16 protein-coding genes are annotated in these 23,183 nt (G+C 64.3%); 13 read left to right on the top strand and 3 right to left on the bottom strand.

The window, feature by feature from the left end; genetic code table 11:
• The first annotated feature begins 38 nt into the window (after positions 1 to 38).
• From aceE to lpdA (J2X09_RS01030), 3 genes are read left to right on the top strand one after another with little or no spacing between them, the layout of a single operon-like run.
• Positions 39 to 2,750: a pyruvate dehydrogenase (acetyl-transferring), homodimeric type gene (gene aceE, locus J2X09_RS01040; protein ID WP_204731496.1), complete on the top strand. Its 2,712-nt coding sequence runs from the start codon at positions 39 to 41 to the stop codon at positions 2,748 to 2,750.
• Positions 2,751 to 2,765: 15 nt separating this feature from the next.
• Complete coding sequence (aceF, locus tag J2X09_RS01035; RefSeq protein ID WP_204731495.1) at positions 2,766 to 4,433, top strand: dihydrolipoyllysine-residue acetyltransferase; 1,668 nt, start codon at positions 2,766 to 2,768, stop codon at positions 4,431 to 4,433.
• A gap of 12 nt (positions 4,434 to 4,445) precedes the next feature.
• Positions 4,446 to 6,293 (top strand): dihydrolipoyl dehydrogenase, encoded by a 1,848-nt coding sequence (lpdA, locus tag J2X09_RS01030; protein ID WP_204731494.1) that lies wholly within the window; start codon positions 4,446 to 4,448, stop codon positions 6,291 to 6,293.
• Between the two features lie 64 nt (positions 6,294 to 6,357).
• Here lpdA (J2X09_RS01030) and J2X09_RS01025 read toward each other — a convergent pair whose 3' ends face one another.
• Positions 6,358 to 7,704, bottom strand: a complete 1,347-nt coding sequence (locus J2X09_RS01025) for an alpha/beta hydrolase (RefSeq protein ID WP_204731493.1) — start codon at positions 7,702 to 7,704, stop codon at positions 6,358 to 6,360.
• A gap of 96 nt (positions 7,705 to 7,800) precedes the next feature.
• Here J2X09_RS01025 and J2X09_RS01020 point away from each other — a divergent pair, with 96 nt between their 5' ends.
• Positions 7,801 to 8,733, top strand: a complete 933-nt coding sequence (locus J2X09_RS01020; protein WP_204731492.1) for a LysR family transcriptional regulator — start codon at positions 7,801 to 7,803, stop codon at positions 8,731 to 8,733.
• On the top strand, positions 8,730 to 9,710 hold the full coding sequence (locus J2X09_RS01015) for a Bug family tripartite tricarboxylate transporter substrate binding protein (RefSeq protein ID WP_204731491.1): 981 nt from the start codon (positions 8,730 to 8,732) through the stop codon (positions 9,708 to 9,710). Before J2X09_RS01020 ends, J2X09_RS01015 begins: the two co-directional genes overlap by 4 nt.
• A gap of 36 nt (positions 9,711 to 9,746) precedes the next feature.
• Here the strand turns inward: J2X09_RS01015 and J2X09_RS01010 are convergent, their stop codons facing one another.
• Positions 9,747 to 10,298, bottom strand: coding sequence for a C40 family peptidase (locus tag J2X09_RS01010; protein WP_204731490.1), 552 nt, complete (start codon positions 10,296 to 10,298; stop codon positions 9,747 to 9,749).
• Between the two features lie 64 nt (positions 10,299 to 10,362).
• A complete protein-coding gene (locus J2X09_RS01005) occupies positions 10,363 to 12,039 on the bottom strand; it encodes a 4-hydroxyphenylacetate 3-hydroxylase family protein (protein ID WP_204731489.1) in 1,677 nt (558 codons plus the stop codon).
• A gap of 136 nt (positions 12,040 to 12,175) precedes the next feature.
• Here J2X09_RS01005 and J2X09_RS01000 point away from each other — a divergent pair, with 136 nt between their 5' ends.
• From J2X09_RS01000 to zapE, 8 genes are all read left to right on the top strand, one after another.
• Complete coding sequence (locus J2X09_RS01000) at positions 12,176 to 12,913, top strand: TetR/AcrR family transcriptional regulator (RefSeq protein ID WP_204731488.1); 738 nt, start codon at positions 12,176 to 12,178, stop codon at positions 12,911 to 12,913.
• Between the two features lie 57 nt (positions 12,914 to 12,970).
• A complete protein-coding gene (locus tag J2X09_RS00995) occupies positions 12,971 to 13,576 on the top strand; it encodes an isochorismatase family protein (RefSeq protein ID WP_204731487.1) in 606 nt (201 codons plus the stop codon).
• Between the two features lie 118 nt (positions 13,577 to 13,694).
• Positions 13,695 to 15,644, top strand: a complete 1,950-nt coding sequence (locus J2X09_RS00990; RefSeq protein ID WP_310307522.1) for a propionate--CoA ligase — start codon at positions 13,695 to 13,697, stop codon at positions 15,642 to 15,644.
• A 105-nt stretch (positions 15,645 to 15,749) separates the two neighbouring features.
• Positions 15,750 to 16,124, top strand: a complete 375-nt coding sequence (locus J2X09_RS00985; protein ID WP_204731485.1) for an ArsR/SmtB family transcription factor — start codon at positions 15,750 to 15,752, stop codon at positions 16,122 to 16,124.
• Between the two features lie 181 nt (positions 16,125 to 16,305).
• Positions 16,306 to 19,197 (top strand): 2-oxoglutarate dehydrogenase E1 component, encoded by a 2,892-nt coding sequence (locus tag J2X09_RS00980; protein ID WP_204731484.1) that lies wholly within the window; start codon positions 16,306 to 16,308, stop codon positions 19,195 to 19,197.
• A 78-nt stretch (positions 19,198 to 19,275) separates the two neighbouring features.
• Positions 19,276 to 20,538: a 2-oxoglutarate dehydrogenase complex dihydrolipoyllysine-residue succinyltransferase gene (gene odhB / locus J2X09_RS00975; RefSeq protein WP_204731483.1), complete on the top strand. Its 1,263-nt coding sequence runs from the start codon at positions 19,276 to 19,278 to the stop codon at positions 20,536 to 20,538.
• Between the two features lie 109 nt (positions 20,539 to 20,647).
• Positions 20,648 to 22,075, top strand: coding sequence for a dihydrolipoyl dehydrogenase (gene lpdA / locus J2X09_RS00970; protein ID WP_204731482.1), 1,428 nt, complete (start codon positions 20,648 to 20,650; stop codon positions 22,073 to 22,075).
• Between the two features lie 10 nt (positions 22,076 to 22,085).
• The gene (gene zapE / locus J2X09_RS00965) at positions 22,086 to 23,183 is read left to right on the top strand and encodes a cell division protein ZapE (RefSeq protein ID WP_204731481.1); all 1,098 of its coding nucleotides are present in this window, start codon (positions 22,086 to 22,088) and stop codon (positions 23,181 to 23,183) included.

The raw sequence follows: 23,183 nt of genomic DNA, 5'->3' as shown, positions 1-23,183 counted from the left end.
ACCTCCGTAAGCTCGATTGACACCAACAGGAGACAACCATGTCAGCGAATGACGCTCAGAACGCCTTGCGCGCTGCGGATGCCGATTCCCAGGAGACCCGTGAGTGGATGGAGGCGCTGGCCGCCGTGATCGAGCGCGAGGGGCCCGAGCGGGCTCACTTCCTGCTCGAACAGTTGCTCGAAGAAGCCCGCCAGCACAGCATCGACCTGCCTTTTTCGGCCAACACCGGCTATGTGAATACCATCGAACCGGAGCAGGAAGCCCGTTGCCCCGGAAACATTGCGATCGAAAAGCGCCTGCGGGCCTACATGCGCTGGAACGCGATGGCCATGGTGGTACGCGCCAACCGCCTGAATCCCGCCGATGGGGGTGACCTCGGCGGCCACATCGGCTCCTTCGCGTCGGTGGCCAGCATGTTCGGCGCCGGCTTCAACCATTTCTGGCACGCCGCGAGTGAAAAGCACGGTGGCGACCTGCTCTACATCCAGGGCCACAGCTCGCCTGGTATTTATGCGCGAGCCTACATGGAAGGTCGGCTGACCGAAGAGCAGCTCGACAACTTCCGCCAGGAGGTGGATGGCAAGGGGCTTTCCAGCTACCCCCACCCCAAGCTGATGCCCGAGTTCTGGCAGTTCCCGACGGTTTCCATGGGCCTTGGCCCGCTGATGGCCATCTACCAGGCGCGTTTCCTCAAGTACCTGCACGCCCGGGGCATTGCCGATACGGCCAATCGCAAGGTGTGGGTGTTTTGTGGTGACGGCGAAATGGACGAGCCCGAGTCGCTGGGCGCCATCGGCCTGGCCGCTCGCGAGAATCTGGACAACCTGGTCTTCGTCATCAACTGCAACCTGCAGCGCCTGGACGGTCCGGTGCGTGGCAACGGCAAGATCGTGCAGGAGCTGGAAAGCGAATTCCGCGGCAGCGGCTGGAACGTGATCAAGCTGCTCTGGGGCAATGGCTGGGACACCCTGCTGGCGCGCGACAAGAGTGGCAAGCTCAAGCAGCTGATGATGGAAACGCTGGACGGCGACTACCAGGCCATGAAGGCCAACGACGGCGCCTTCGTCCGCAAGAACTTCTTCGGCAAGTACCCCGAGACCGCCAAGCTGGTCGAGCACATGACCGACGAGGAGATCTTCGAACTCCGCCGTGGCGGTCATGAGCCCGCCAAGGTGTACGCCGCCTTCCACGCCGCCAACGAGCACAAGAACCAGCCCACCGTGCTGCTGGTCAAGACCGTCAAGGGCTACGGCATGGGCAAGGCTGGTGAGGGCAAGAACACCGTGCACCAGACCAAGAAGCTCTCGGACGAGGACATCAAGTACATCCGCGACCGCTTCAACATCCCGATTCCCGACAGCGAGTTGCCCAAGCTGCCGTACTACAAGCCGGCCGACGACACGCCGGAAATGCAGTACCTGCACGAACGCCGCAAGGCGCTGGGCGGCTACCTGCCGCAGCGCCGCCCGCAGGCCGACGAGAGCTTCACCATTCCCGCACTGGACACCTTCAAGGCCGTGCTGGAACCGACGGCCGAGGGCCGGGAAATCTCGACCACTCAAGCCTACGTGCGCTTCCTCACGCAACTGCTGCGTGACCAGGCCCTGGGCCCGCGCATCGTGCCCATCCTGGTGGACGAGGCTCGCACCTTCGGCATGGAAGGCCTGTTCCGCCAGATCGGTATCTACAACCCGAAGGGCCAGCTCTACACCCCGGTTGATCGTGACCAGGTGATGTACTACAAGGAAGACAAGGCCGGCCAGATCTTGCAGGAGGGTATCAACGAAGCCGGCGGCATGGCCAGCTGGATCGCTGCTGCCACCAGCTATAGCACCAACAACCGGATCATGGTGCCGTTCTATGTCTACTACTCCATGTTCGGCTTCCAGCGCATCGGCGACCTCGCCTGGGCGGCGGGCGACATGCAGGCGCGGGGCTTCCTGCTCGGCGGTACCTCGGGCCGCACCACGCTCAACGGCGAAGGTCTGCAGCACGAAGATGGCCACAGTCACATCCTGGCGGGCACGATCCCGAACTGCATCAGCTATGACCCGACCTTCGCCCATGAAGTCGGTGTGATCCTGCACCACGGCCTCAAACGCATGGTGGAGAAGCAGGAAAACGTCTTCTACTACCTGACGCTGCTCAACGAGAACTACGCGATGCCTGGCCTGCAGCCCGGCACCGAAGAGCAGATCATCAAGGGCATGTACTACTGCAAACAGGCGCCCGCGCTCAAGAAGGACGCGCCGACCGTGCAGCTGCTGGGCAGCGGCACCATCCTGCGCGAAAGCATTGCCGCACAGGAGTTGCTGGAAAAGGACTGGGGTGTGAGCGCTGGTGTGTGGAGCTGCCCGAGCTTCAATGAACTGGCGCGAGACGGCCAGGACGCCGACCGCTGGAACCTGCTGCACCCGACGGAGACGCCGCGCGTGCCCTTCGTGGCCCAGCAGCTGAGCGCGACCACGGGTCCCGTGGTGGCCTCAACCGACTACATGAAGAGCTATGCGGAGCAGATTCGCTCCTTCATTCCGAAAGACCGCACGTACAAGGTGCTGGGCACCGACGGCTTCGGCCGCAGCGACTTCCGCAGCAAGCTGCGCGAGCACTTCGAGGTCAACCGCCACTACATCGTGGTTGCCGCCCTCAAGGCCCTGAGCGAAGACGGCAAGGTGCCGGTTGCGAAGGTGGCCGAGGCGATCAAGAAGTACGGCATCAATACCGACAAAGTGAACCCGCTGTACGCGTAATCCGGAGACAAGAACATGGCACTGATTGATGTGAAAGTCCCGGACATCGGGGACTTTGATGAGGTGGCGGTGATCGAACTGCTGGTGAAGGTGGGCGACACGGTCAAGGCAGAGCAGTCGCTCATCACGGTGGAGTCGGACAAGGCTTCCATGGAGATTCCTTCCAGTTCCGCCGGCGTGGTCAAGGAACTCAAGGTTGCACTGGGCGACAAGGTGAAAGAAGGTTCGGTGGTGCTGGTGCTCGAAGCCGAGGGTGCGGGTGCTGAGGCTCCTGCGCCGGCGGCCGCCGCGCCTGCTCCTGCTGCACCGGCACCCATTGCCGCGCCCCAGGCCGCACCGGCCGCTGCGCCGGCTGCCTCCGGCCCGGTCGAGGTGCGGGTGCCCGACATCGGCGACTTCAAGGACGTCGCGGTGATCGAGGTGCTGGTCAAGCCCGGCGACAAAGTTGCTGTGGAGCAGAGTCTGATCACGGTGGAGTCCGACAAGGCCTCCATGGAGATTCCTTCGTCCGCTGCTGGTGTGCTCAAGGAGCTGAAGGTCAAGGTCGGTGACACGGTCAACATCGGCGACCTGCTGGCCGTGCTGGAAGGTTCGGCGGCAGCTGCCTCGGCGCCCGCTCCCGCGCAGGCTCCGGCGCCCGTTGCCGCACCGGCTGCGCCTGCGGCCGCCGCTCCTCAGGCGGCCACGGCGTCGGCGCCTGCCGTAGCCGCCGCCCCCGCTGCGCACAACCCGACTGCGGCCCCGGTGGGCCTGCCGCATGCATCGCCCTCGGTGCGCAAGTTCGCCCGTGAACTCGGTGTGCCGCTCGAAGAGGTCAAGGGCAGCGGTCCCAAGGGTCGCATCGTGCTCGACGACGTGCAGAACTTCACCAAGTCGGTGATGGCCGGTGCCACGCAGACCAGGGCGCAGGCGGCGAAGGCACCTGCGAGCGGCGGTGGCGACGGTGCGGCTCTGGGCTTGATCCCCTGGCCGAAGGTGGACTTCGCCAAGTTCGGGCCGATCGAGCGCAGGGAAATGAGCCGGATCAAGAAGATCAGCGGTGCCAACCTGTTGCGCAATGCAGTCATGATCCCGGCGGTCACCAACCACGACGACGCCGACATCACCGACCTGGAGGCCTTCCGTGTGGCCACCAACAAGGAGAACGAGAGGAGTGGCGTCAAGGTCACGATGCTCGCGTTCCTGATCAAGGCCTGCGTGGCCGCGCTCAAGAAATTCCCGGAATTCAACAGCTCCATCGACGGCGATGCGCTGATCTACAAGCAGTACTGGCACATCGGTTTTGCCGCCGACACGCCCAACGGGCTGGTCGTGCCGGTGATCAAGGACGCCGACAAAAAGGGTGTGCTGCAGATCAGCCAGGAAATGGGCGAACTCGCCAAGAAGGCGCGCGAGGGCAAGCTGAGTCCGGCCGACATGAGCGGCGCCACCTTCACCATCTCCAGCCTGGGCGGCATCGGTGGGCGCTATTTCACGCCCATCATCAACGCGCCCGAAGTTGCCATCCTGGGCGTTTGCAAGAGCCAGATGGAACCGGTGTGGGATGGCAAGGCCTTCCAGCCGCGCCTGATGCTGCCGCTGTCGCTGACCTGGGACCACCGCGTGATCGACGGCGCCGCCGCCGCACGCTTCAACGTGTACCTTGGCCAGATCCTGAGCGACTTCCGTCGCGTGTTGCTGTAAGGGAGCGCGCAGATGGCAATCATCGATATCCAGGTCCCTGACATCGGGGACTTCGACGAAGTGGCGGTGATCGAGTTGCTGGTCAAGCCCGGCGACACGGTCAAGGCCGAACAGAGTCTGATCACGGTCGAGTCCGACAAGGCCTCGATGGAAATCCCGTCCTCTGCGGCGGGCGTCGTGAAGGAGCTCAAGGTCAAACTGGGCGACAAGGTCAAGCAAGGCAGCGTGGTGTTGACGCTGGAGGCCGAAGGCGCTGCAGCGGCACCTGCAGCACCAGCCGTGGCCCCTTCGCCGGCGCCCGCTGCGGCACCGGCAGCCATTGCACCAGCGGCCGCACCCGTTGCAGCGCCCCCAGCGGCCAGCTTTGGTGGCAGCGCCGATCTGGAGTGCGACGTGCTCGTGCTCGGTGGTGGCCCCGGTGGCTACAGCGCGGCCTTCCGTGCGGCGGACCTGGGCTTGAAGGTGGTGCTGGTCGAGCGCTACGCCACGCTGGGCGGCGTGTGCCTGAATGTGGGCTGCATCCCGTCCAAGGCACTGCTGCACGTGGCAGCCGTGATGGACGAGGTCAGCCACATGGCGGACCTGGGCGTCGAGTTCGGTCGCCCGGTCGTCAACATCGAGAAGCTTCGCGGCCACAAGGAAAAGGTCATTGGCAAGCTCACTGGCGGCTTGGCGGCGATGGCCAAGATGCGCAAGGTGACCACAGTGCGCGGCGTCGGTTCCTTCGTCGGTGCGAACCACCTGGAGGTGGAAGAGACCACCGGTGCCACCGGCCAGGAGAAGACCGGCAAGACGCAGGTGATCGCCTTCAAGAAGGCCATCATCGCGGCTGGTTCGCAAGCGGTGCGCCTGCCCTTCATGCCTGACGATCCGCGTGTGGTCGACAGCACCGGCGCGCTGGCACTCAAGGAAGTGCCCAAGCGCATGCTGATCCTGGGCGGCGGCATCATCGGCCTGGAAATGGGTACCGTGTACAGCACGCTGGGCGCGCGCCTGGACGTGGTGGAAATGCTCGACGGCCTGATGCAGGGCGCCGACCGAGACCTGGTGAAGATCTGGCAGAAGATGAACGCCAAGCGTTTCGACAACATTATGTTGAAGACCAGGACGGTGTCGGCCAAGGCCACGCCGGCGGGCATCGAGGTGACGTTCGCGGCTGCCGAAGAGGGAGGCAAGGCGCCCGAGCCACAAACCTACGACCTCGTGCTGCAGGCGGTGGGCCGCACGCCCAATGGCAAGAAGATCGGTGCCGAAAAGGCGGGTGTCGCGGTCACCGACCGTGGCTTCATCAACGTCGACATCCAGATGCGCACCAACGTGCCGCACATCTTCGCCATCGGCGACATCGTGGGCCAGCCCATGCTGGCGCACAAGGCGGTGCACGAGGCGCATGTGGCGGCCGAAGTGATCGCTGGTGAATTGCAGGGCAACAAGGAGCTGGCGAGTGCGGCGTTCAATGCGCGCGTGATCCCCAGCGTGGCTTACACCGACCCCGAGGTCGCCTGGGTGGGGCTCACCGAGGACCAGGCCAAGGCGCAGGGCATCAAGGTCAAGAAGGGCCTGTTCCCCTGGGCCGCTTCCGGCCGCGCGATCGCCAATGGCCGCGACGAAGGCGTGACCAAACTGCTGTTCGACGATTCTCCCGAGGCGCATGGCCACGGCAAGATCCTGGGCGGTGGCATGGTGGGCACGCACGCTGGCGACATGATCGGCGAGATCGCGCTCGCCATCGAGATGGGCGCCGACGCGGTGGACATCGGCAAGACGATCCATCCGCACCCCACGCTGGGTGAGAGCATCGGCATGGCCGCCGAGGTGGCGCACGGTTCCTGCACCGACGTGCCGCCACAGCGCAAGTAAGCCGAGCCTGACCGGGAAAAAGGCCGCCGGCGCCCTCAGGGCCGGCGGCCTTTTTCATGGGCGTTCAGCGGGGGGGGACGCGGCTCGCCAGCGGAGCGCTGACATAGTCAGGCATCAGCTTGCAGGTGTCGCCGTACGCGGCCTCGTAGCCTTTGCAAAGTGCCGCCACGGTCTGCGGGGTGGGCTTTTCGTTCCGGTCGATCCAGTTGAGCAGCGCGGTGAACAGCGCCGGGTATTGCGGGTCGCTCAAGTAGCTGTGTTCGGATTCGTTGCTGAAGGTCTGCACCAGTAGCCGGCCCGTGCCCGCGCGCTCCAGCGTGTCGCGGTAGGCGGACGAGAGTTCGACGAACGCGGTCGGGTCGTTGACCGCATGCAACGAGAGCACGGGCATGTTGATGCCGCCTCGCGGGTCGCTGTCCCTGGCCAGTTCCGCCACGGCCACCGGGTCGGCCGTGTAACGCAGCACGCCAGCGTTCAAGGCCGCGTCGTCCGTTGAACCCTTGTACTGCACGTTGGCGTTGTTGAATGGGTTGCGGTTGCCCAGTCGCAGCTGTGTCAGATCGCGGAACAGCCAGGTGGCCCAGTTCAGGTGGGCGATCAGAGAGCGCTCCGGGATGCGGATCACGTTGACGATGTTGGCCAGATTGGCCTTCTGCTGCTCGGTGCGCTGGGCCACGGGTTTGCGCACACCGGTGCATTCGTCCACGCGGTTGGCCAGCTCGGCGCGCGTCAGCTTGGCATCCATTGGCAGCCCCTGCCAGAGCGGGTACTGCGGCTCGTCGGCCTTGGGATGGTTCCTGCAGACGTACTGGTAGACGACGCGAAGGTCGATCCGGAAGTCATAGGCGCGCGTGCCGCCGCCGAGCATGCCACTGGTGAGCAGCATGCCGTCATACGGGCCCTTCACCTGACCGGCAGGGCCGTCCACGGTGGCATACATCTCGGCACCCTTGGCCGCCACCGAGGCGCCGTAGCTCTGCCCGTGCAGGATGGTGCGACGCGGAGGACCAAAGTGCTTCACGAAGATGCGGCGCACACGTTCGGTGTCTTCGGCCGCCATGCTCACGCCGAAACCGCCTCGGCGGTAAGTCGCACCAGCCCAGGCGTAGCCCGCCTTCACCGTCACGGCCCAGCGCTTGAGGTCTTCCTCTCCCCGCGCCAGTGTGGCGGGTCCGGTATCGGCGGGGCCGCCGTGCGCGTGCATCACCAGCACGCCGGTTTCGGACTTCCAGTTGGCGGGCAGGGCGATCCAGTAGAAGCCACCCAGCCCGTCCTCGCCTGTGTAGCAGGCCGCGTTGGGCGGCACTTCCGTCGGGCAGGCTTGGGCTTTGGGGTCGGTGGGCTGGGCGTTGGCGGTGCCGAGGTGGTAGGCCACGGTCAACACGAGCAACGCGAGGGGGCGGATGGGCACGGAATGTCTCCTGTTGTGGTTGGCAGCACGGGACGATAGGCGCAGGGAAACCCCACGTCAAATATACTGAAACGTACATTTCAATACCTTCTGAATATGGAATTCCGGCACTTGCGCTACTTTCTCGCTGTGGCCGAAACCGGCCACATGACGCGTGCCGCCGAGCGACTGGGTATCCAGCAGCCGCCATTGAGTCTGCAGATCAAGGCGCTGGAGAAGGAGCTCGGGGTGGCTCTGTTCCACCGCCATCCCAAGGGCGTGGCATTGTCGGATGCAGGGCGCCTGTTCCAGGCCGAGGCGCGGCGGCTCGTGGACGATATGGCCGCGATGGAACAGCGCATGGCGCGCGTGGCACGGGGTGAGCTTGGCGTGCTCAACGTGGGATTCACCAGTTCGGCTGCGGCGCACGCGTTCACGCCAGAAGCGCTGCGCGCCTGCCGCCGGGCCTGGCCAGGGATCGAGCTGTCGATCCGCGAAGACCACGCCGCCGGCATCACCGAGGCAGTGGAGGGCGGGCGGCTGCATTGCGGGCTGATCCGCGTGCCGGTCTCGCAGCCCGACAGCCTGACCTTCGAGACGCTGTTGAGGGAGCCTGTGCTCGTGGCGCTGCCTGGCGATCACCCCCTTGCGCGACGGCGGCCTGACGCCATTTCGCTGGCGGAGCTTCGCGACGAGGGGTTCATCCTCGTCCGCCAGCCTGGCGCTCCGGGGCTGTATGCCAACCTGCTGGCGCTGTGCGAGGCTCAGGGGTTCCGGCCGCGGATCGCGGCTGAAGTGGAGCGGATGGTCACCAGCCTGAACCTGGTGGCGGCCGGTGCCGGCGTCGCGGTGGTGCCTGCCTCGATCACCGGTCTGCATCCGCATGCCGTGGTCTATCTGCCGCTGCGCGATGGCACCCCGCTGGATGCCCCGCTCACCCTGGTGTACCGCTCGGCCGAGGCCTCCGGGCCCGCAGCCCATTTCCTCAAGATCGCGCGCGATACCGCGCGCAAGGCGCAAGGGCGCGTGCGACGGGGGCGCATCCCATGATGCTGCTTCGTCGCCATGTGCTGCCCGCTGTGCTTGCGTTGGCGGGGGGGGCCGCGTGGCGGGTTGCCCAGTCTCAGGCCGTCTGGCCAGGTCAGCCGGTGCGCATCGTGGTCGTCTACCCACCTGGTGGCCTGAGCGACGGTGTGGCCCGCAGCCTGGCCGATCGCCTCGCGCAGCAACTGGGCGTGCCGGTGCGGGTTGAGAACCGGGGGGGTGGCGGTGGCAGCGTCGGGTTGCAGACGCTGGCACGTTCAGCTGCCGACGGGCACACATTGGCTTTCTCCGCGGTCAGCCCGCTCACCCTGCGGCCTCATCTGGGGACGGTGGGTTACGACCCTTTTCGCGACATCGAACCGGTGGCCAGCGTGATGTACACACCCGTGCTGCTGGTGGGCACGCCCGCATTCACCGGACGGGATTTTGCCGATGTGCTGTCGCAGGCACGGGCACGCCCAGGGGCCTTGCGCTGGGCCAGTTCGGGGCTGGCCACGGCAGGCCACCTCGTGCTGGAGCAGGTGCAGTTGGGCGCTGGCGTGTCGGTCACGCACATTCCCTACAAGGGCGGTGGCCAGCAACTCACGGATGCATTGGGTGGTCAGTTCGAGCTGCTGTCGACCAACGTCGCCCCGGCACAGCTGCGACATATCGAGGAGGGGCGTTTCAGACCCCTGGCGGTGGGGGCGCCTCAGCGCCTGGAGGTGTTGCCGCAAGTCCCCACGTTCGCCGAACTCGGTCTGCCGCAAGCCAATGTCACCTCGCTGTTTGGCCTTTTCGCACCGGGCGGTACGCCTGCGGAGGTGCTGGACAGGCTCAACGCTGAGATCAATCGGGCGATACAGACGCCGTCCATCCGCCAGCGCCTGCTCGCGTCGGACAACCTCCCGGCCACCGGAGACCGGGCGTCCTTCGTGCGCCGCATTGCCGAGGAATGGCGCAGCAACCGCCCACTCAAGGGCGCGAACATCAGGATGGAATAGGCGTCAGCGGGCGATCTGGTCGCGCCGGACGAAGGGTCAGGGCGTCGTCTTTTCGGCGACTTGCACGCGCCGCGCGCCGTTGAAGCGCTTGTTCCAGTAGGTCGCACGCATGTCTTCCATGCGAACCTGTGCGCCACTGCGAGGCGAGTGGATGAATTTGCCGTCACCCACGTAGATACCGACGTGGCTGAAGGCGCGGCGCATGGTGTTGAAGAAGACCAGGTCGCCGGGTTTGAGCTCGCTGCGTTCGATGGTCTGTGTGGCGGCCGCCTGCTCGTCGGAGCGCCGGGGCAGGATCTTGCCCAGGGATTGCTCGTACACCGCACGCACGAAACCGCTGCAGTCGAATCCGGTTTCGGCGCTGTTGCCGCCATAACGGTAAGGCACGTCAAGGAACGCCATGGCATTGATGACCAGGCTGGACGCCTGCTCACTGACCGTGTCGCGGGCGTGTTGCACCTGCTGCCCGATGCGCGCCATGATTCCCTTGTCGTTGAGCAGGGCGTCCATGTCTTCGTAGCCGTTGCCGGGTGCGGCATGTGCCACAGCAGAGCAACTCAACAGAAGAATGGGGATCCAGCGGGTCATGGCGGTGGAGGGTATCGGCGCCGCTGCTGGAAGTCAAGCGAGAATTGATGGCCAAGCCCTTGATTTACAACCACTTTCTTATTCGGGCAGCGCTACTCGGCTTTTGGCGCGATGCACGGTCGCCTGTGGGCGACGGAAGATCGACCATGATCGGCTGGCCCGGGGCCGTGCAGCCGGTGTCGCAGCACCTGCCTGGCTGCCGGTTCCGGGTGATCGGCCGCGCGGGATCATGCGGTGCGGCGGCGGCAGTGCCATCGGCAGCCACGCCACGTTCCAGCAAGCGTTCGACCAGCTCGACCTTGTTGCCCACTGGGTAGTTGCGCCAGATCTCCTGTTTCATGGCCGCTGGCGAGCCGCCGCCGTGCAGGCTGATCACGCTGTACCAGCCGCCCTGATAGCCGGCGGTGAGGTCCTCGAGAAAGCGCGCCGTTTCGATGCGCTGCTCGTACGGCACGTCCGGGTTGGCCCGCAGCACGTCGGACAGCCTGGCGCCGGTCTCGGGGTTGTGGTCCTCGTCCGGGCCTGGGAGGGTAACGATCAGGCCACCGCTCACGTAGTGGGCGATGCGGTGCATGTCATAGATCTTCGTGGCCAGCAGCAGCTTGCCGATGTTGGAGAACACCGGGTCAGGCATGAATGTGCGGCTGTGCTCGTCGGCCCTGCCGTAGACGCTCGCGGCGACGCCACAGGCGTAGAAGCCCTCGGTGATGGTGATCAGCTCGACCATTTGTTCGCGCAGGTGGGTTTCCTGGCCAGGGTCGAACCCATTGGCTTCGCACATGAGCGCTCCGGCGCCGATCAACAGATCACCGAAGCCGGCGCGTGCGCCGATGCAGGTGTGCCGGTGGTGTGTGGCGTAGCTGTAGGTGAGATGGCCGGAGTGCTCCCATTCGCCAGCGTAGAACACGCGGTCCCACGGGACGAAGACGCGGTCGAAGATGCAGACGGCGGTGCTCTGGCCGTACCGTCGGCTGAACAGCGCCTCACCGTGCTCCACCTTGTCGCCCGGCCGTCCCGCCGGGCGGGCGATGATGGTCAGTCCGGGGACGTCGATCGGTACGGCACAGCAGACGGCGAAATCGGCGTCGTCCCGGCCCATGTTGCGGCAGGGCATCACCAGCAATTCATGCACATACGGCGCGCCCGTGACAATCGCCTTGGTGCCGCTGATGACGATGCCCTTGGCAGTTTTCTCCACGACATGCACGTAGCTGTCGACGTTGGCCTGCTCGTTTGGACGACGGCTGCGGTCGCCCTTGGCGTCGGTCATGGCCACCGCCATGGTGAGGTCCTGATCCTGCACGCGGTGCAGGTAGTCGAGAAACCTTTCCGTGTGATCGGTCGTGCCTCGCGCATCGTCGATGCGGGCCGAGACTTGTCCAATCGCGTTGAGCGCGTCATGGGTGAGGTAGCGCTGGGCGCAACCGGTTTCCTGGCACACCAGCCGCACGGCTTCCAGCTTGTTGAGCAAGTCGCCGCTGCTTTGGTTGATGTGTGAGAGGCGGTTCACGGTGCGGCCGCTGGTCTGCTGAACCGCTGTCATCAGCGCCGCATGGCGCGGGTCGAGTGCGAGGTCGTAGGTGAGGGCGATGGCGTTGATGCCTGGCTGCAGCGCCGGTTCGTCGGCCACGCATTCCACGGCGCGTCCGTCCACGAATACCCGGGGTTTGCGCTCCCTCAGCGACTCTCGGAACTGCTGGCCGCTCATGAGCCTGGGGGTTTGGGTAAAACTGTCGTTCATGGGGTTTGCGCCTGTTCGATGGGGCATTGCAGGTGAAGAAAATAGCGTACCGGGGATTTATTTGAACAGCGTTCAATATTTTGTGCAAATGTTCATTTTCAATGTCGGGCGTTCGATCGGGCGATAAACTGCGTCCATGGATGTCCACCTGAACGACCTCATTCCTGTGCCTTCGGAAGCCGACGCCGAAGCGGCTCGGGAGCAGTTGCGGCAACGCCAGCTGCGGCAAGCCGCGATGTCGGATTCACGGCGCGCGCTGGTGCTGGAGGCGGCCCGCAGCGTGTTCGCGGAGAAGGGCGTGGAGGGCGCGAGCATTCGCGAGATCGCCAAGCGGGCGGCGTACACGCCGGGCGCCATCTACAGTTATTTCGAAAGCAAGGAAGCCATTTACGCCGCGTTGTTGGCCGAGTCTCTCGAGCGGTTGAACCAGGCGGTGGTCGCAGCGAAGTCCCATCGGTCGCAGCCTTCGCTGACGCTCGCGTCCAAGGCGCAGGCCTGGTTCGGCTTTTACGCCCGCAATCCGCGCGACCTCGACCTCGGCTTCTACCTCGTGCAGGGCCTCGCGCCGCGTGGCCTGACCAGCGAGCTCAACCGGCAGCTCAACGACCGCTTGCACGACGCACTGCGCCCTTGCGAGCAGGCGCTGCAGGCGATGGGGCTTTCGCCCGAGTTGGCGCTGCGCGAGAACACGGCACTTTTTGCCCATGGCGTGGGTCTTCTGCTCCTGCAGCACACGGGCCGTATACGCATGTTCGGCCAGTCCCCCGAAGACCTGTTCGAGGCTTACGTGGCTCACCTCGTGGCGCGATTGAACCCGGGACAGACCCCCTCGTCCGCCGGCGAGCCGGGACAGGCCGACCTGTTCAACGGCTGAGGCCTGCGAAAATCCTCCGGTTTATCCCTTGAACCTCGATCCGAAAGAAACCCCTCGATGCTGCTGGATGCCTCTGATTCCCAACTGGTGCTGGTGGACTACCAGGCACGCCTGATGCCCGCCATTTTTGAAGGACCCCAGGTGCTGGCCAATGGCGTGCGGTTGGCTCGGATGGCGAAAGCACTGCGCGTTCCTGTCTGGGGGACCGAACAGAACCCGGAGAAGCTCGGCCCCAACCCGCCCGAGTTGCGCGATCTGTGCCAGAAAACCCTGTCGAAGATGCACTTTGGCGCGGTGTCGGATGGGCTGGGCGACTGGCTCCGCCCGCCCGCGCGCCAGGCGTCGGGCAACGCGCGCAGCCTGCCCAGGCATTTGCAGAAGCCGGTCGCCCCTGCCGCGCCCGAGCGGCAGACGGTGGTGGTGGCGGGTTGCGAGGCCCATGTCTGCCTTTTGCAGACCGCGCTGGAACTGATCGAGCAGGAGTTTGATGTGTGGGTGGTGACGGATGCCTGCAGTTCGCGCACGGAACGCAACCGCGACGCAGCGTTCGACCGGCTGGCGGGTGCCGGGGCCGAACTGGTGACCACCGAAATGGTGGCCTTCGAATGGCTGCGGACAGCGGATCACCCCGCGTTCCGCGAGATTCAAGCCTTGATCAGGTAAGACCCGCGGGGCGCGTGCCTCGGTGCGGCTTCCCATGATGTGCCAGTCTCCCAGTGGCATCTGGACAGATGCTTGTCGGCATGTCAGCCTCAAGCAAGCCGGTTTCGAATAATTATGAATTCAGTTTGATCAGCACCAACCCACACGCCACCCGCAGGAGACATTCATGAGCAACCCCCAGGGCTATGCCGAGTTCTACCGCCGCTCCGTCGAAGACCGCGACGCCTTCTGGACCGAGCAGGCTGGACTGGTGGACTGGCACAAACCCTTCGATCGCGTGTGCAACGAGGACAGCCCGCCGTTTGCCCGCTGGTTCGAGGGCGGGCTGACCAATCTGTGTCACAACGCGGTGGACCGCCACCTGAAGGACCGGGCGGACCAGAATGCGCTCATCTATGTGTCCACAGAAACGGACATTGAACGCATTTACAGCTTCCGCGAGCTGCATGCCGAGGTGCAGCGCATGGCCGCCGTGCTCAAGGGGCAAGGCGTGAAGAAGGGCGATCGTGTTCTGATCTACATGCCCATGATTCCCGAAGCGACATTTGCCATGTTGGCCTGTGCCCGCATCGGGGCCATCCACTCCGTGGTGTTCGGAGGCTTCGCCAGTCATTCGCTGGCCAACCGCATTGATGACGCCTCGCCCGTGGCCATCGTGAGTGCGGATGCCGGATCGCGCGGGGGCAAAGTGGTGGAATACAAGCCGCTGCTGGACGAAGCCATCCGCCTGTCCACCCACAAACCGGGATCGGTGGTGTTGGTGGACAGAGGGCTGGCGCCCATGAATCTCGTGCCGGGTCGAGACCATGACTACGCTGCGCTGCGCGAGCAGCATCTGGATGCACAGATTCCTTGCGAGTGGATGGCGTCGACCGACATCAGCTACACCATCTACACCAGCGGTACCACGGGCAAGCCGAAGGGCGTTCAGCGCGACACCGGGGGCTACCTCGTGGCGCTGGCCGCGAGCATGAAGCACATCTTCATGGGCGCTCCGGGGGAAACCTATTTTTCCACCAGCGACATTGGTTGGGTTGTCGGCCACAGCTACATCGTCTATGGACCCTTGATCGCAGGCATGGCGACCATCCTCTATGAAGGACTGCCTATCCGGCCCGATGGTGGTGTGTGGTGGCGTCTGGTGGAAAAGTACAAGGTCACAGTCATGTTCAGCGCACCGACCGCCGTGCGCGTGCTCAAGAAGCAGGACCCTGCCTACCTGCAGCAGTACGATCTCTCCAGCCTCAAGGCCCTGTTCCTGGCGGGTGAGCCGCTGGACGAGCCCACAGCACGCTGGATCAGCGACGGCCTGGGCGTACCCATCATCGATAACTACTGGCAGACCGAAAGCGGCTGGCCGATCCTTACCATTGCCAATGGTGTCGAGAAGAAGCCGAGCAAGTTCGGCAGCCCGGGGGTGCCGATGTACGGCTACCGTGTCAAGCTGCTGCACGAAGCCACGGGCGAGGAGCTCACGGGTGCCGATGAAAAGGGCGTGGTCGTCATCGAGGGGCCGACGCCACCCGGCTTCATGCAGACCGTCTGGAAGGACGACGCGCGCTTCGTGAACACCTACTGGAAGAGCATTCCGGGCAAGCTGGTGTACAGCACCTTCGACTGGGGCATCCGTGACAAGGATGGCTACTTCTACATCCTCGGGCGTACCGACGACGTGATCAACGTCGCAGGCCATCGTCTGGGCACCCGCGAGATCGAGGAAAGCATCTCCAGCCACGCCAATGTGGCCGAGGTGGCGGTGGTGGGGGTTGCTGACCAGCTCAAGGGGCAGGTGGCCATGGCGTTCGTGGTGGCCAAGGACAGTTCCGCACTCGGCGATGACGCCTCGAAGCTCAGGCTGGAGGGCGAAATCATGAAACGGGTGGATGAACAACTGGGGGCTGTTGCCCGTCCGGCCCGGGTGCGTTTTGTGTCCGTCTTGCCGAAGACGCGCAGCGGCAAGCTGTTGCGCCGTGCCATCCAGGCCGTTTGCGAAGGTCGCGACCCTGGCGACCTCACCACCATGGACGATCCTGCTGCGCTGCAGCAGATCAGGGACCTGCTTGCCTGAGCCTCCAGACCCTGCCAGCCTCCTGGAAACCTGGGAGGTTCGCGGTGGCGCGTGGCGCTTTTGTAAGTATGATTCATGCTTATATTCATACGAGCAACGTCCGCCATGGAACAGATGATCGCGTCCGAAGGCCAAGTGGAAAAAGTCCGCGTGTTCGAACTCGCGGCCGAACTCTTCGGCGTGCTCGCCACCCCCATGCGGCTGCGCATCCTCAGCGCGCTTTGTGACAAGGAAAAGTCGGTTTCCCAGCTGTTGCAGGAAATTGACACGACCCAGCCCAACCTGTCCCAACACCTGAACCTGCTCTACCGCGCAGGCGTGCTGGCCAAACGCAAGGATGGCACACAAGTCATCTACCGCGTCCAGAGCGAGAAGGCCGTCACACTGTGCCGCACGGTCTGCACCCAGATCGCGATCGAGATGGACGAACCCAGCTCGGTGCCCGCTTCCGAACGCCTGTCCCCGCGCGTCGCATCCTGATAGCCAGTCGGCGTCGGTTCGCATCTTTTTACACAGGGCGGTTCCCGCGGTGGCACAATCGCGGGCTGCAGTCAGGTCCTTCCACAGTCACTGTCGCATCCGCCTAACGGTTCAGCCGTGCCGCGGGAGGTTTTCTTAACCAGCTTATGTTTCCTGAAGGGAAACGGAGGTCAGCGGATTTATGAGCGATTCCCAATCGAACGGGGGCAACGTCTATGTTGCCTACAAGGGCAACTCGTACCTCTTCGGCGGCAACGCGCCGTACGTGGAAGAGATGTACGAGAACTATCTGGACAACCCCGGCAGCGTGCCCGAAAACTGGCGCGGCTACTTCGACGCTCTGCAGCACGTGCCTGCCGTCGACGGCACCGATGCCCGTGACGTGCCCCACCTGCCCGTCATCAACGCCTTTGCCGAGCGCGCCAAACAGGGCGGCACCAAGGTTGTGGTGGCCGCTGGCGCCGACTCGGAGCTCGCACGCAAGCGCACCGCCGTCCAGCAGCTCATTGCCGCATACCGCAACGTCGGCGCCCGCTGGGCCGACCTCGATCCGCTCAAGCGAGCCGAGCGGGATCACATTCCCGAACTCGAACTGTCGTTCTATGGTTTCACCGACGCCGACCTCGAGACCGTCTTCAACACCAGCAACACGTTCTTCGGCCGGGAGACCATGTCCCTGCGCGACTTGCTGAACGCGCTGCGTGAGACGTACTGCGGCACCATCGGCGCCGAGTACATGTACATCACCGACCAGGCCCAGAAGCGCTGGTGGCAGGAGCGCCTGGAAGGCTCGCGCACCAAGCCGGCGTTCAATGCCGAGAAGAAGAAACACATCCTTGACCGTCTGACGGCCGCTGAAGGTCTGGAGCGCTTCCTGCACACCAAGTACGTGGGCCAGAAGCGGTTCTCCCTTGAGGGCGGCGAGAGCTTCATCGCTGCGATGGACGAGGTGATCAGCCAGGCAGGCCAGATCGGTATCCAGGAAATCGTGATCGGCATGGCCCACCGTGGCCGTCTCAACGTGCTGGTCAACACGCTGGGCAAGATGCCCAAGGACCTGTTCGCCGAGTTCGACCACACCGCGCCGGAAGATCTGCCTGCGGGCGACGTGAAGTACCACCAGGGTTTCAGCTCCGACGTCACCACCCCCGGTGGCCCGGTTCACCTGTCGCTGGCATTCAACCCCTCGCATCTCGAGATCGTGAACCCCGTGGTGGAAGGTTCGGTGCGCGCCCGCATGGACCGCCGTGGCGACCCTCTGGGCAAGCAGGTGCTGCCAGTGCTGGTGCACGGGGACGCGGCCTTTGCCGGCCAGGGTGTCGTGATGGAAACGCTGGCGCTGGCCGAGACGCGTGGTTACTCCACCGGCGGCACGGTGCACATCGTCATCAACAACCAGATCGGCTTCACCACCTCAGACCCGCGCGACAGCCGCTCCACGCTGTACTGCTCCGACGTCGTCAAGATGATCGAAGCACCCGTGCTGCACGTGAATGGGGATGACCCCGAAGCGGTGGTGTTCGCCACCAACCTCGCGCTCGAGTTCCGCATGGCTTTCCAGAAGGACGTGGTGGTCGACATCGTGTGCTTCCGCAAGCTCGGCCACAACGAGCAGGACACCCCGAGCCTGACCCAGCCGCTGATGTACAAGAAGATCGCGGCCCACCCTGGCACGCGCAAGCTGTACGCCGACAAGCTGGCTGCGCAAGGCCTGGGCGAGACCCTGGGTGACGACATGGTGAAAGCCTACCGTGCCGCCCTGGACGCAGGCCGCCACACGGTCGACCCCGTGCTCACCAACTTCAAGAGCAAGTTCGCGGTGGACTGGAGCCCATACCTGGGCAAGAAATGGACCGACAGCGCGGATTCCGCCATCCCCCTGGCCGAGTGGAAGCGCCTGTCCGAACGCCTGACCACCATTCCCGACAGCGTGACGCCGCACCAGCTGGTGAAGAAGGTGTACGCCGACCGCGCGGCCATGGGTCGTGGCGAGATTCCGGTGGATTGGGGCATGGGCGAGCACATGGCGTTCGCCTCGCTGGTGGCCAGCGGCTTCCCGGTGCGCCTGTCAGGTGAGGATTGCGGCCGAGGCACGTTCACACACCGCCACGCTGTCATCCACGACCAGAACCGCGAGAAGTACGACGAAGGCACGTATGTGCCGCTGCAGAACGTGGCCGACAACCAGGCCCCGTTCGTGGTGATCGACTCCATCCTGTCCGAAGAGGCCGTGCTCGGTTTCGAATACGGCTACGCGTCGAACGACCCGAACACGCTCGTGATCTGGGAAGCCCAGTTCGGTGACTTCGTCAACGGCGCACAGGTGGTGATCGACCAGTTCATCGCTTCCGGCGAAGTGAAGTGGGGCCGTGTCAACGGCCTCACGATGATGCTGCCGCACGGCTATGAGGGTCAGGGTCCGGAGCACAGCTCGGCGCGCCTTGAGCGTTTCATGCAGCTGGCGGCGGACACCAACATGCAGGTGGTTCAGCCCACCACCGCGAGCCAGATCTTCCATGTGCTGCGGCGCCAGATGATCCGTGGGCTGCGCAAGCCGCTGATCATCTTCACGCCCAAGTCGCTGTTGCGCAACAAGGACGCGACCTCGCCGCTGTCCGAGTTCACCAAGGGTGGATTCCAGACCGTGATTCCGGAGCAGAACGCCGATGTCGTGAAGAAGGCCGACAAGGTCAAACGCGTCATCTGCTGCTCGGGCAAGGTGTACTACGACCTCGTCAAGAAGCGCGAGGAGCGTGGCTCGGACGACGTGGCCATCGTTCGTGTGGAGCAGCTGTACCCGTTCCCGCACAAGGTGTTCGGCGCAGAGTTGCGCAAGTACCCCAACGCGACCGACATCGTGTGGTGCCAGGACGAGCCGCAGAACCAAGGCGCCTGGTTCTTCGTGCAGCACTACATCCACGAGAACATGCTCGACGGTCAGAAACTGGGCTATGCGGGCCGTGCAGCTTCCGCCTCGCCGGCGGTGGGTTATGCCCACCTCCACCAGGAGCAGCAGAAGACGCTCATCGAAGCCGCCTTCGGCAAGCTCAAGGGCTTCATCCTCACCAAGTGATCTGAACGGACCTGATGCAGGCCATCCGATGGATGGTCTGCTCGTCCGGTGCATCCCAAAAAACCAGGTAGAACCAACATGGCAATCGTAGAAGTCAAAGTTCCGCAGCTGTCCGAATCGGTGGCCGAAGCCACCTTGCTGGCATGGAAGAAGAAGGCCGGCGAAGCCGTCGCCGCTGATGAAATCCTGATCGAGATCGAGACCGACAAAGTCGTCCTCGAAGTTCCCGCTCCTGCGGCTGGCGTGCTGGTGGAGCTGGTGCAGGGCGACGGTGCCACCGTCGCCGCCGACCAGTTGATCGCGCGCATCGACACCGCCGCGGTCGCGGGTGCTGCAGCTCCTGCAGCCGCCGCACCGGCACCCGCAGCCGCCGCTCCAGTGGCAGCGCCTGCGGCGGCCGCTGCTGCCACGCCATCCAAGGCTGGCGTGGCGATGCCCGCGGCCGCCAAGCTGATGGCCGACAACAACCTCGCCGCAGGCTCGGTGGCGGGCACCGGCAAGGATGGTCGCGTGACCAAGGGTGACGTGCTTTCCGCCGTGGCGGCTCCGAAGGCGGCCGTGGCCGCTCCCGTGGCCATCCCGACGGGCGCGCCTTCCAAGGTGCTGCCGCAGGTGCCCGTGGTGGCACCTGATCTGGGCGACCGTCCTGAAGAGCGCGTGGCCATGACCCGCCTGCGCGCCCGCGTGGCCGAGCGCCTGCTGCAGTCCCAGTCCACCAACGCCATCCTGACCACCTTCAACGAGGTGAACATGGCTCCGGTGATAGAAATGCGCAAGAAGTTCCAGGAGAAGTTCGAGAAGGAACACGGCGTGAAGCTGGGCTTCATGAGCTTCTTCGTGAAGGCCGCGGTTCACGCGCTCAAGAAGTACCCGATCCTGAACGCTTCGGTCGATGGCAACGACATCGTCTACCACGGCTATTTCGACATTGGTATCGCCGTGGGCTCGCCGCGCGGTCTGGTGGTGCCCATCCTGCGCAATGCCGACCAGATGAGCTTCGCCGACATCGAGAAGAAGATCGCCGAATTCGGCCAGAAGGCCAAGGATGGCAAGCTGGGCCTGGACGATCTCACCGGGGGCACGTTCTCGATCTCCAACGGCGGCACCTTTGGTTCGATGATGTCCACCCCCATCATCAACCCGCCACAGTCAGCCATCCTCGGCGTGCACGCCACCAAGGATCGCGCCATGGTTGAAAACGGCCAGGTCGTTGTTCGCCCCATGAACTACTTCGCCATGTCGTATGACCACCGCATCATCGATGGTCGCGAGGCTGTGCTGGGTCTGGTGGCGATGAAGGAAGCGCTGGAAGATCCTGCCCGCCTGCTGTTTGATATCTGATCCACCCCCGTTTCTTGCTCACTTCGTGTAGCCGAATCCCCCCTCAAGGGGGCGACACCTGCGGCCCGGCGAAGCCGGTTCCGCGGTGTCTCTGAATTGAAAGAATCACATGTCTCAAGCATTTGACGTCATCGTCATCGGTGGTGGCCCCGGTGGCTATATCGCGGCTATCCGCGCGGCCCAGCTCGGTTTCAAGGTGGCCTGTATCGACGAATGGAAGAACGCATCGGGTGGCCCCGCTCCGGGTGGCACCTGTACCAACGTGGGTTGCATTCCCAGCAAGGCGCTGCTGCAGTCGTCCGAGCATTTCGAACACGCCAACCACCACTTTGCGGACCACGGCATCAGCGCGACCAGCGTGAAGATCGACATCGCCAAGATGATCGGCCGCAAGGACACGGTGGTGAAGCAGAACAACGACGGCATCCTGTACCTGTTCAAGAAGAACAAGGTCACCTTCTTCCACGGTCGTGGCTCGTTCGTGAAGGCCGTGGAGGCGGGGTACGAGATCCAGGTCGCCGGCACCAAGGAAGAGGTCATCACGGGGCAGCAGATCATCGTGGCCACGGGTTCCAACGCACGCGCGCTGCCGGGTGTGCCGTTCGACGAGGAAACGGTGCTGTCCAACGACGGTGCGCTGCGCATCGGTGCAGTGCCCAAGAAACTGGTGCTGATCGGCTCGGGTGTCATTGGACTTGAAATGGGGTCCGTGTGGCGCCGACTGGGCTCGGAGGTCACCATTCTGGAAGGTCTGCCGACGTTCCTCGGCGCGGTGGACGAGCAGATCGCCAAGGAAGCCAAGAAGGCCTTCGACAAACAGGGCTTGAAGATCGAGCTGGGCGTGAAGGTCGGTGAGGTCAAGACCGGCAAGAAGGGCGTGAGCGTGGCTTACACCAACGCCAAGGGCGAGGCGCAAAGCCTTGATGCCGACAAGCTGATCGTGTCCATCGGTCGGGTCCCGAACACCATTGGCCTCAACGCGCAAGCCGTGGGCCTGCAGCTCGACGAGCGTGGTGCCATCGTGGTGGATGCAGAGTGCCGCACCAGCCTCAAAGGCGTCTGGGCCGTGGGCGATGTGGTGCGCGGCCCGATGCTGGCGCACAAGGCGGAAGAAGAGGGTGTGGCGGTGGCCGAGCGCATCGCTGGACAGCATGGCCACGTCAACTTCAACACCATTCCCTGGGTGATCTACACCAGCCCCGAGATTGCATGGGTCGGTCGCACCGAGCAGCAGCTCAAGACCGACGGCGTGAAATACAAGGCAGGCACTTTCCCGTTCCTGGCCAACGGCCGTGCGCGAGCGCTGGGTGACACCACCGGCATGGTCAAGTTCCTGGCCGATGCGACGACCGACGAAATCCTGGGCGTGCATATCGTGGGCCCCATGGCCAGCGAGCTGATCGCCGAGGCCGTCGTTGCCATGGAGTTCAAAGCCAGCGCAGAGGATATCGCCCGCATCTGCCACGCGCATCCTTCGCTGTCCGAGGCGACGAAGGAAGCCGCGCTCGCGGTGGACAAGCGCACGCTGAACTTCTGATCCGGCGATCTTGAGCGTTCGCAGCACCTACGAAGCCGCGCTCAAGGAGCGTGGCTACACGTCCGACCCTGCCCAGGAACGGGCGATCGGCGCGCTGGAGCGCTGTGCAGCCGAGTGGACGGTCTACAAGCAGAAGCGTTCGAACTCGCTGAAGAAGCTCTTCGTCAACCCCGAGATTCCGCGTGGCGTGTACATGTACGGGGGCGTGGGGCGGGGCAAGAGCTTCCTCATGGATTGCTTCTTCAACGCGGTACCGCTTAGGCGCAAGACGCGCCTGCATTTTCACGAGTTCATGCGTGAGGTACACCGTGAGCTGCGCGAATTGCAGGGCACGGTGAACCCGCTGGACGAACTCGGAATGCGGATCGCCAAACGCTACAAGCTCATCTGCTTTGATGAGTTCCACGTGGCCGACGTGACCGACGCGATGATCCTGCACCGCCTGCTGGATGCGCTTTTCAAGGCCGGCGTGGGCTTTGTGACCACCTCCAACTTCCATCCGGATGATCTGTACCCAGATGGCCTGCATCGCGATCGCATCCTGCCCGCCATCGAATTGCTCAAACAGCGGCTGGAGGTGCTCAGTGTCGACAACGGCACCGACTACCGCCGCCGCACGCTCAACCACATCCAGCTGTACCACTGCCCTCTGGGACCCGAGGCCGATGCCGCCATGGAAACCACCTTTTCCGAGCTGGCGGAGGTGGGGGACCAGGACCCGGTGATGAACATCGAGGCGCGGCAGATCCAGGCCGTGCGGCGTGCGGGTGGCGTGATCTGGTTCGATTTCCGCACGCTGTGCGGCGGGCCCCGGTCGCAGAACGACTACCTTGAGATCGCGAGCCAGTTTCACACGCTGATGCTGTCGAACGTGCCCCAGATGTCGGTGCGTCAGGCATCTGAAGCGCGCCGGTTCACCTGGCTGGTGGACGTGCTCTACGACCGCCGTGTCAAGCTGGTGATGTCGGCCGCCGTTGCCCCGGAAGAGCTGTATGTGGAAGGCCCGATGTCTCACGAGTTCCCGCGCACCGTCTCGCGCCTGACCGAGATGCAGTCACAGGAGTTCCTGTCACTCGAACACCGGCTCGTGGACACCGGCCTCACCTGA

Origin of the sequence: Hydrogenophaga laconesensis (genome assembly GCF_031457235.1) — a bacterium.
Taxonomy (GTDB): domain Bacteria; phylum Pseudomonadota; class Gammaproteobacteria; order Burkholderiales; family Burkholderiaceae_C; genus Hydrogenophaga; species Hydrogenophaga laconesensis.
The sequence above is the reverse complement of the archived record's forward strand: the minus strand, read 5'-3'. Positions and strand labels throughout refer to the sequence as shown.